This window comes from Staphylococcus sp. EG-SA-17 (assembly GCF_017151845.1).
Lineage (GTDB): Bacteria > Bacillota > Bacilli > Staphylococcales > Staphylococcaceae > Staphylococcus > Staphylococcus aureus.
Map to the genome: position 1 here is coordinate 84,070 of NZ_JACVZO010000002.1, position 12,674 is coordinate 96,743.

Sequence of the window (12,674 nt, forward strand, 5' to 3'; positions counted from 1 at the left end):
GTGAATTATCGTGATAAAATTCAAAAGTTTAGTATTCGTAAATATACCGTTGGTACATTTTCAACGGTCATTGCGACATTGGTATTTTTAGGATTCAATACATCACAAGCACATGCTGCTGAAACAAATCAACCAGCAAGCGTGGTTAAACAGAAACAACAAAGTAATAATGAACAGACTGAGAATCGAGAATCTCAAGTACAAAATTCTCAAAATTCACAAAATGGTCAATCATTATCTGCTACTCATGAAAATGAGCAACCAAATATTAATCAAACAAACCATGTAGATGTAAGTGCAGAACAATCATCTACAACTGAAAATGAACAAGCAGTATCTCAAAATAAGCAAACAAAGAAAGATACAGCAGATGCTACGCCAACACAATCGGCTAAAGCGGAAAGCAAGCATGAACAAAATGAAAGTCGTTCTGCTAACAAAAAAGAAAACGACAATAAAGCGGCTCATGTAGAAAATCATGAAGCAAATGTAGTCACAGCTTCAGATTCACCTGATAATGGTAACGTACAACATGACCGAAATGAACTACAAGCATTTTTTGATGCAAATTATCATGATTATCGCTTTATTGACCGCGAAAATGCAGATTCTGGGACATTTAACTATGTAAAAGGCATTTTTGACAAGATTAATACGTTATTAGGAAGCAATGATCCAATAAACAATAAAGACTTGCAACTTGCATATAAAGAATTGGAACAAGCTGTTGCATTGATCCGCACTATGCCTCAACGTCAACAAACTAGCCGACGCTCAAGCAGAATTCAAACGCGTTCAGTTGAGTCAAGAGCTGCAGAACCTAGATCAGTATCAAGTTATCAAAATGCAGACTCTTCATACTACGTTGAAAATGCTAATGACGGTTCAGGGTATCCTGTAGGTACATATATTAATGCATCAAACAAAGGTGCGCCATTCTATCTTCCTACAGCCCATGGAATACTTTGAAAGCATCAGCTGCAAAAGAAATAGTACTGATCACAGCGAAACAAACTGGAGACGGATATCAATGGGTAATTAAGTTTAACAAAGGTCATGCACCACATGAAAATATGATTTTCTGGTTTGCTTTACCGTCAGATCAAGTGCCAGTTGGACGTACTGACTTTGTAACAGTGAATGCAGACGGGACGAATGTACAATGGAGTAATGGTGCGGGAGCTGGTGCTTACAAACCACTTCCACAAATGTGGCCATATGGTGTAAATGACTCACGTTCGCGAGACTTTAAAATTAGAAATAGAAGCGGACAAGTTATTTATGATTGGACTGATGTTCATGTAAATACATTGAGAGACTTAGCGCGAGCAGGAGATTATTTCAGTGAAGCTGGAGCACCCGCTGCGACTAAAGCTATAGGGGAACAAACGTTTAGATATATTAATGGTGAAAGACCAACAGAATCCCCTGGTGCATCAAAAGTTTATACTTTTATTGGTGCTGGCGATGCAAGTTATACGATTTCATTTAAAACACAAGGACCAACAACGAACAAATTGTATTATGCAGCCGGTGGTCGTGCTCTAGAATACAATCAATTATTTATGTATAGCCAACTATACGTAGAATCAACGCAAGACCACCAACAACGACTTGATGGTTTTAGACAAGTAGTTAATCGTTCTTATCGTTTAGGTACAACAAAAAGAGTAGAAGTAAGTCAGGGTAACATTCAAACTAAAAAAGTACTTGAAAGTACAAACCTAAATATCGATGACTTTATGGATGATCCATTAAGTTATGTTAAGACACCGAGTAATAAAGTGTTAGGTTTTTATCCAACAAATGCGAATCCCAATGCATATAGACATGGTGGAACTAATCCATTAAATGAATATCAATTAAGTCAGTTATTTACTGATGATAAACTACAACAGGCAGCTAGAACTGGCAATCCAATACGATTAATGATTGGATTTGACTATCCAGATGGTCATGGCAACGCAGAAACTTTAGTACCAGTTAACTTGACGGTATTACCTGAAATTCAACATAATATTAAATTTTATAAAAATGATGACACACAAAATATTGCCGATAAACCAGCTTCAAGACAAGCAGGACATCCAATCTTCTATGTATATGCAGGTAATCAAGGGAATGCTTCAGTGAATTTAGGTGGAAGCGTAACATCTATTCAACCGTTACGTATTAATTTAACAAGTAGTGAAAATTTTACAGATAGAGATTGGCAAATAACAGGTATTCCACGTACGTTACACATTGAAAACTCGACAAATAGACCTAATAATGCCAGAGAACGTAACATTGAATTGGTTGGTAATTTATTACCGGGTGACTATTTTGGAACAATACGTTTTGGCCGTAAAGAACAATTATTCGAAATACGTGTTAAGCCACATACACCAACAATTACTACAACTGCTGAACAACTAAGAGGTACAGCATTACAAAAAGTGCCAATTACAGTTACGAATATTCCGTTGGACCCATCGTCATTAGTTTATATCGTTTATCCAACAGATCAAACAAGAGATGGTGGATCTGAAGCAGACCAAATGCCTTCAAACTATTCAATACTGGCGACTGGTACACCTGATGGTGTGCATAATACCATAACAATACAACCAAAAGACTATACTGTGTTTATTCCTCCGGTAGGTAAACAAATTAGAGCATTGATTTATTACAATAAAGTTGTTGCTTCTAATATGAGTAATGCGGTTACTATTTTGCCGGATGATATTCCGCCGACAATTAATAATCCAGTTGGCTTAAATGCAAAGTATTATCGTGGTGATGAAGTCAACTTTACAATGGGAGTTTCAGATAGACATTCTGGAATAAAAAATACAACTATTACTACTTTACCGAATGGTTGGACATCAAATTTAACTAAAGCGGATAAGAATAATGGCTCATTATCTATTACTGGTAGAGTGAGTATGAATCAGGCATTTAACAGTGATATTACATTTAAAGTGTCAGCGACAGATAATGTCAATAATACGACAAATGATAGTCAATCTAAACATGTGACAGTACATGTAGGTAAAATTAGTGAAGATGCGCATCCAATTGTATTAGCAAATTCTGAAAAAGTTGTCGTTGTAAATCCGACATCTGTATCTAATGATGAAAAACAACGAATAATTACTGCATTTATGAATAAAAACCAAAATATAAGAGGTTATTTAGCTTCATCAAATCCAGTTACAGTTGATAATAATGGTAATGTCACATTACATTACCGTGATGGCTCATCAACAACGCTTGATGCTACAAATGTGATGACATACGAACCAGTTGTGAAACCTGAATATCAAACTGCCAATGCACCTAAAACGGCAACGGTAACAATTGCTAAAGGACAATCATTTAGTATAGGTGATATTAAACAATATTTCACTTTAAGTAATGGACAAGCGATTCCAAATGGAACATTTACAAATATTACTTCGGACAGAACGATTCCAACAGCACAAGAAGTTAGTCAAATGAATGCAGGTACACAGTTATACCATATCGTCGCTTCAAACGCGTATCATAAAGACACTGAAGACTTATATATTAGTTTGAAAATCATCGATGTGAAACAACCAGAGGGTGATCAACGTGTATATCGTACATCAACATATGATTTAACTACTGATGAAATTTCAAAAGTAAAACAAGCATTTATTAATGCCAATAGGGATGCGATTACGTTTGCAGAAGGAGATATATCGGTTACAAATACACCAAATGGTGCCAATGTGAGTACCGTTACTGTCAATATTAATAAAGGTCGATTAACGAAATCGTTTACATCAAACCTTGCTAATATGAATTTCTTACGTTGGGTTAATTTCCCACAAGATTATACTGTATCTTGGACAAATGCGAAAATCGCTAGTAGACCAACTGATGGTGGTTTATCATGGTCTGATGATCATAAATCATTAATTTATCGCTATGATGCAACATTAGGTACACCAATTACGACGAATGATATTTTAACGATGTTAAAAGCAACAACGACAGTGCCTGGATTGCGTAATAACATTGCCGGTAATGAGAAAACTCAAGCTGAAGCTGGTGGCAGACCAAACTATAGACCAACTGGATATTCACAAGCAAATGCTTCATCAGATGGGCAACGTCAATATACGTTAAATGGACAAGTAATCCAAGTTCTAGATATTATTAACCCGACGAATGGTTTCGGTGGTCAAACGATTACAAACTCAAATGTTCGTGCAAACCATAGTAATTCAACTGTTGTTAGTGTCAATGAACCGGCAGCTAATGGTGCGGGTGCATTTACAATTGATCATGTGGTAAAAAATAATACTACGCATAATGCAGCTGATGCGGTATACAAAGCGCAGTTATACTTATCTCCATATGGACCAAAACAATATGTTGAACATTTAAATCAAAATACGGGAAATACTACCGATGCTATTAACATTTATTTTGTACCTAGTGATCTAGTAAATCCAACTATTTCAGTAGGTAATTACGCAAATCATCAAGTATTCTCTGGTGAAACATTTACCAATACGATTACAGCGAATGATAACTTTGGTGTGCAATCTGTAACTGTACCAAATACATCACAAATTACAGGTACTGTTGACAATAATCATCAGCACGTTTCTGCAACAGCGCCAAATGTGACATCTGCTACAAATAAAACGATCAATTTAGTGGCAACTGATACAAGCGGCAATACTGCAACAACGTCATACAATGTCACAATTAAACCTTTACGTGATAAATATCGAGTTGGAACATCATCAACGGCTGCTAATCCAGTGAGAATTGCTAATATTTCGAATAATGCGATAGTATCACAAGCTGATCAAACAGCAATTATTAATTCATTGACGTTTACTGAAACAGTACCAAATAGAAGTTATGCAAGAGCAAGTGCAAATGAAATCACTAGTAAAACAGTTAGTAATGTGAGTCGTACTGGAAATAATGCCAATGTCACAGTAACTGTTACTTATCAAGATGGAACAACATCAACAGTGACTGTACCTGTAAAGCATGTCATTCCAGAAATCGTTGCACATTCGCATTACACTGTACAAGGCCAAGACTTCCCAGCAGGTAATGGTTCTAGTGCATCAGATTACTTTAAGTTATCTAATGGTAGTGCCATTCCAGATGCAACTATTACATGGGTAAGTGGACAAGCGCCAAATAAAGATAATACGCGTATTGGTGAAGATATAACAGTAACTGCACATATCTTAATTGATGGCGAAACAACGCCGATTACGAAAACAGCAACATATAAAGTAGTAAGAACTGTACCGAAACATGTCTTTGAAACTGACAGAGGTGTTTTATACCCAGGTGTTTCAGATATGTATGATGCAAAACAATATGTTAAGCCAGTGAATAATTCTTGGTCGACAAATGCGCAAAATATGAATTTCCAATTTGTGGGAACTTATGGACCTAACAAAGATGTTGTAGGTATATCAACGCGTCTTATTAGAATCACATATGATAATAGACAAACTGAAGAATTAACTATTTTATCTAAAGTTAAACCAGACCCACCGAGAATTGATGGCAACTCTGTAACATATAAAGCAGGTCTTACAAACCAAGAAGTTAAAGTTAATAACGTATTAAGTAACTCGACGGTTAAATTGTTTAAAGCTGACAATACGCCATTAAATGTTACAAATATTATCCATGGCAGTGGCTATAGTTCGGTTGTGACAGTAAGTGATGCGTTACCAAATGGTGGAATTAAAGCGAAATCTTCAATTTCAATGAACAATGTGACGTATACGACGCAAGACGAACATGGTCAAGTTGTTACAGTAACAAGAAATGAATCTGTTGATTCAAATGATAGTGCTTCTGTTACAGTAACACCACAATTACAAGCAACTACTGAAGGCGCTGTATTTATTAAAGGTGGCGACGGTTTTGATTTCGGACACGTAGAAAGATTTATTCAAAACCCACCACATGGCGCAACGGTCGCATGGCACGATAATCCAGATACATGGAAGAATACAGTCGGTAACACTCATAAAACTGCGGTTGTAACATTACCAAGTGGTCAAGGTACGCGTAATGTTGAAGTTCCAGTCAAAGTTTATCCAGTTGCTAATGCTAAGGCGCTATCACGTGATGTGAAAGGTCAAAATTTGACTAATGGAACGGATGCGATGAGCTACATTACATTTGATCCAAATACAAACACAAATGGTATCACTGCAGCATGGGCAAATAGACAACAACCAAATAACCAACAAGCAGGCGTTCAACATTTAAATGTCGATGTCACATATCCGGGTATTTCAGCTGCTAAACGAGTTCCTGTAACTGTGAACGTATATCAATTTGAATTCCCTCAAACTACTTATACAACAACAGTTGGTGGCACTTTAGCAAGTGGTACGCAAGCATCGGGATATGCACATATGCAAAACGCTACTGGTATACCAACTGATGGATTTACGTATAAATGGAATAATGCAGCAACGGGTACAAACGATGCAAACTGGGCAGCAATGAATAAACCGAATGCGGCTAAAGTCGTTAATGCGAAATATGATGTTATCTATAATGGACATACATTTGCAACATCTCTACCAGCGAAGTTTGTAGTAAAAGATGTACAACCAGCGAAACCAACTGTGACTGAAACAGCGGCAGGAGCGATTACAATTGCACCTGGAGCAAACCAAACAGTGAATACACATGCCGGTAACGTAACAACATACGCTGATAAATTAGTTATTAAACGTAACGGCAGTGTTGTGACGACATTTACACGTCATAATAATACGAGTCCATGGGTTAAAGAAGCATCAGCAACTAATGTAACAGGTATTGTTGGAACGAATAATGGTATTACTGTTGCAGCAGGTACTTTCAATCCTGCTGATACAATTCAAGTTGTTGCAACACAAGGTAGTGGTGAAACAATCAGTGACGAACAACGTAGTGATGATTTCACAGTTGTCGCACCTCAACCGAACCAAGCGACTACTAAGATTTGGCAAAATGGTCATATTGATATCACGCCTAATAATCCATCAGGGCATTTAATTAATCCAACTCAAGCAATGGATATTGCTTACACTGAAAAAGTGGGTAATGGTGCAGAACATAGTAAGACAATTAATGTTGTTCGTGGTCAAAATAATCAATGGACAATTGCGAATAAGCCTGACTATGTAACGTTAGATGCACAAACTGGTAAAGTGACATTCAATGCCAATACTATCAAGCCAAATTCAGCAATTACCATTACACCGAAAGCAGGTACAGGTCACTCAGCAAGCAGTAATCCAAGTACATTAACTGCACCGGCAGCACATACTGTCAACACAACAGAAATTGTGAAAGATTATGGTTCAAATGTAACAGCATCTGAAATTAACAATGCAGTTCAAGTTGCTAATAAACGTACTGCAACGATTAAAAATGGCACAGCAATGCCTACTAATTTAGCTGGTGGTAGCACAACGACGATTCCTGTGACAGTAACATACAATGATGGCAGTACTGAAGAAGTACAAGAGTCCATTTTCACAAAAGCGGATAAACGTGAGTTAATCACAGCTAAAAATCATTTAGATGATCCAGTGAGTACAGATGGTAAAAAGCCAGGTACAATTACGCAGTACAATAATGCAATGCATAATGCGCAACAACAAATCAATGCTGCGAAAACAGAAGCGCAACAAGTGATTAATAATGAGCGTGCAACACCACAACAAGTGAACGCAGCATTATCTAAAGTCCAAGCAGCACAAACTAAGATAAATGAAGCTAAAGCTTTACTTCAAAATAAAGAAGATAATAGCCAATTAGTAACGTCTAAAAATAACTTACAAAGTTCTGTGAACCAAGTACCATCAACTGCGGGTATGACGCAACAAAGTATTGATAACTATAATGCGAAGAAACGTGAAGCAGAATCGGAAATTACAGCTGCACAACGTATCATTGACAATGGAGATGCAACTGCACAACAAATTTCAGATGAAAAACATCGTGTCGATAACGCATTAACAGCATTAAACCAAGCGAAACATGATTTAACTGCAGATACACATGCCTTAGAGCAAGCAGTGCAACAATTGAATCGCACAGGTACAACGACTGGTAAGAAGCCAGCAAGTATCACTGCGTATAATAATTCGATTCGTGCACTTCAAAGTGACTTAACAAGTGCTAAAAATAGCGCTAATGCTATCATTCAGAAGCCAATAAGAACAGTGCAAGAGGTACAATCTGCATTAACAAATGTAAATCGTGTCAATGAGCGATTAACGCAAGCAATTAATCAATTAGTACCTTTAGCTGATAATAGTACTTTAAGAACTGCTAAGACGAAACTTGATGAAGAAATTAATAAATCAGTAACTACTGATGGTATGACACAATCATCAATCCAAGCATATGAAAATGCTAAACGTGCGGGTCAAACAGAATCAACAAATGCACAAAATGTTATTAACAATGGTGACGCGACAGACCAACAAATTGCCGCAGAAAAAGCTAAAGTAGAAGAAAAATATAATAGCTTAAAACAAGCAATTGCTGGATTAACACCAGACTTGGCACCATTACAAACTGCAAAAACGCAGTTGCAAAATGATATTGATCAGCCAACGAGTACGACTGGTATGACAAGCGCATCTGTTGCTACATTTAATGAAAAACTTTCAGCAGCTAGAACTAAAATTCAAGAAATTAATCGCGTACTGGCATCTCATCCAGATGTTGCAACGATTCGTCAAAACGTGACAGCAGCGAATGCTGCTAAATCAGCACTTGATCAAGCACGTAATGGCTTAACAGTCGATAAAGCGCCTTTAGAAAATGCGAAAAATCAACTACAACATAGTATTGATACGCAAACAAGTACAACTGGTATGACGCAAGATTCTATTAATGCATACAATGCGAAGTTAACAGCTGCACGTAATAAGATTCAACAAATCAATCAAGTATTAGCTGGTTCACCGACAGTTGATCAAATTAATACAAATACGTCTGCAGCAAACCAAGCTAAATCTGATTTGGATCATGCGCGTCAAGCATTAACACCAGATAAAACACCGCTTCAAAATGCGAAAACGCAATTAGAACAAAGTATTAATCAACCAACAGATACAACAGGTATGACGACCGCTTCGTTAAATGCGTACAACCAAAAATTACAAGCAGCGCGTCAAAAGTTAACTGAAATTAATCAAGTGTTGAATGGCAACCCAACTGTCCAAAATATCAATGATAAAGTGGCAGAGGCAAACCAAGCTAAGGATCAACTAAATACAGCACGTCAAGGTTTAACATTAGATAGACAGCCAGCGTTAACAACATTACATGGTGCATCTAACTTAAACCAAGCACAACAAAATAATTTCACGCAACAAATTAATGCTGCTCAAAATCATGCTGCGCTTGAAACAATTAAGTCTAACATTACGGCTTTAAATACTGCGATGACAAAATTAAAAGAAAGTGTTGCGGATAATAATTCTATTAAATCAGGTCAAAACTACACTGACGCAACTCAAGCTAATAAACAAGCGTATGATAATGCAGTTAATGCGGCTAAAGGTGTCATTGGGGAAACGAATAATCCAACGATGGATGTTAATACAGTGAACCAAAAAGCAGCATCTGTTAAATCGACGAAAGATGCTTTAGATGGTCAACAAAACTTACAACGTGCGAAAACAGAAGCAACAAATGCGATTACACATGCAAGTGATTTAAACCAAGCACAAAAGAATGCATTAACACAACAAGTGAATAGTGCGCAAAATGTTCAAGCAGTAAATAATATTAAACAAACAACTCAAAGCTTAAACACTGCAATGACAGGTCTAAAACGTGGCGTTGCTAATCATAACCAAGTCGTACAAAGTGATAATTATGTCAACGCAGATACTAATAAGAAAAATGATTACAACAATGCATACAACCATGCGAATGACATTATTAATGGTAATCCACAACATCCAGTTATAACACCAAGTGATGTTAACAATGCTTTATCAAATGTCACAAGTAAAGAACATGCATTGAATGGTGAAGCTAAGTTAAATACTGCGAAACAAGAAGCGAACACTGCATTAGGTCAATTAAATAACTTGAATAATGCACAACGTCAAAACTTACAATCGCAAATTAATGGTGCGCATCAAATCGAGACAGTTAATACGATTAAGCAAAATGCAACTAACTTAAATAGTGCAATGGGTAATTTAAGACATGCTGTTGCAGATAAAGAGCAAGTCAAACGTACAGAAGATTATGCGGATGCAGATACAGCTAAACAAAATGCATATAATAGTGCCGTTTCAAGTGCTGAAACAATCATTAATCAATCAACAAATCCGACAATGTCTGTTGATGATGTTAATCGTGCAACTTCAGCTGTTACTACTAATAAAACTGCATTAAATGGTGATGAAAAATTAGCACAATCTAAAACAGATGCTGCAAGAGCAATTGATGCATTACCACATTTAAATAATGCACAAAAAGCAGATGTTAAATCTAAAATTAATGCTGCATCAAATATTGCTGGCGTAAATACTGTTAAACAACAAGGTACAGATTTAAATACAGCAATGGGTAACTTGCAAGGTGCGATCAATGATGAACAAACGACACTTAATAGTCAAAATTATCAAGATGCGACACCTAGTAAGAAAACAGCATACACAAATGCGGTACAAGCTGCGAAAGATATTTTAAATAAATCAAATGGTCAAAATAAAACGAAAGATCAAGTTACTGAAGCGATGAATCAAGTGAATTCGGCTAAAAATAACTTAGATGGTACGCGTTTATTAGATCAAGCGAAGCAAACAGCGAAACAGCAGTTAAATAATATGACGCATTTAACAACTGCACAAAAAACGAATTTAACAAACCAAATTAATAGTGGTACTACTGTCGCTGGTGTTCATACGGTTCAATCAAATGCCAATACATTAGATCAAGCCATGAATACGTTAAGACAAAGTATTGCCAACAAAGATGCGACTAAAGCAAGTGAAGATTACGTAGATGCTAATAATGATAAGCAAACAGCATATAACAACGCAGTAGCCGCTGCTGAAACGATTATTAATGCAAATAGTAATCCAGAAATGAATCCAAGTACGATTACACAAAAAGCAGAGCAAGTGAATAGTTCTAAAACGGCACTTAACGGTGATGAAAACTTAGCTACGGCAAAACAAAATGCGAAAACGTACTTAAACACATTAACGAGTATTACAGATGCTCAAAAGAACAATTTGATTAGTCAAATTAGTAGTGCGACAAGAGTGAGTGGTGTTGATACTGTAAAACAAAATGCGCAACATCTAGACCAAGCTATGGCTAGCTTACAAAATGGTATTAATAACGAATCTCAAGTTAAATCTTCTGAGAAATATCGTGATGCTGATACAAATAAACAACAAGAGTATGATAATGCTATTACTGCAGCGAAAGCGATTTTAAATAAATCGACAGGTCCAAACACTGCGCAAAATGCAGTTGAAGCAGCATTGCAACGTGTGAATACTGCGAAAGATGCATTGAATGGTGATGCAAAATTAATTGCAGCTCAAAACGCAGCAAAACAACATCTAGGTACTTTAACACATATCACTACAGCACAACGTAATGATTTAACAAATCAAATTTCACAAGCTACAAACTTAGCTGGTGTTGAATCAGTTAAACAAAGTGCAAATAGTTTAGATGGCGCAATGGGTAACTTACAAACTGCTATCAACGATAAATCTGGAACATTAGCGAGCCAAAACTTCTTGGATGCTGATGAGCAAAAACGTAATGCTTACAATCAAGCTGTATCAAATGCCGAAACAATTTTAAATAAACAAACTGGACCGAATACAGCGAAAACTGCAGTTGAACAAGCACTTAATAATGTTAATAGTGCGAAACATGCATTAAATGGTACGCAAAACTTAAATAATGCGAAACAAGCAGCGATTACAGCAATCAATGGCGCATCTGATTTAAATCAAAAACAAAAAGATGTATTAAAAGCACAAGCTAATGGTGCTCAACGCGTTTCTAATGCACAAGATGTACAGCGCAATGCGACTGAACTGAACACGGCAATGGGTACATTAAAACATGCCATCGCAGATAAGACGAATACGTTAGCGAGCAGTAAATATGTTAACGCCGATAGCACTAAACAAAATGCATACACAACTAAAGTTACCAATGCTGAACATATTATTAGCGGTACGCCAACGGTTGTTACGACACCTTCAGAAGTAACAGCTGCAGCTAATCAAGTAAACAGCGCGAAACAAGAATTAAATGGTGACGAAAGATTACGTGTAGCAAAACAAAACGCCAATACTGCTATTGATGCATTAACGCAATTAAATACTCCTCAAAAAGCTAAATTAAAAGAACAAGTGGGACAAGCCAATAGATTGGAAGACGTACAAACTGTTCAAACAAATGGACAATCATTGAACAATGCAATGAAAGGCTTAAGAGATAGTATTGCTAACGAAACAACAGTCAAAGCAAGTCAAAACTATACAGACGCAAGTCCGAATAACCAATCAACATATAATAGCGCTGTGTCAAATGCGAAAGGTATCATTAATCAAACTAACAATCCAACTATGGATACTAGTGCGATTACCCAAGCTACAACACAAGTGAAT

Annotated in this window: 1 pseudogene (running past one end of the window); it reads left to right on the forward strand. The window is 36.6% G+C overall.

The features are described 5' to 3' along the window. Nucleotides 1-12,674, forward strand: a pseudogene (gene ebh, locus IDG65_RS01550) (hyperosmolarity resistance protein Ebh); it runs 17,671 nt beyond the window's last position.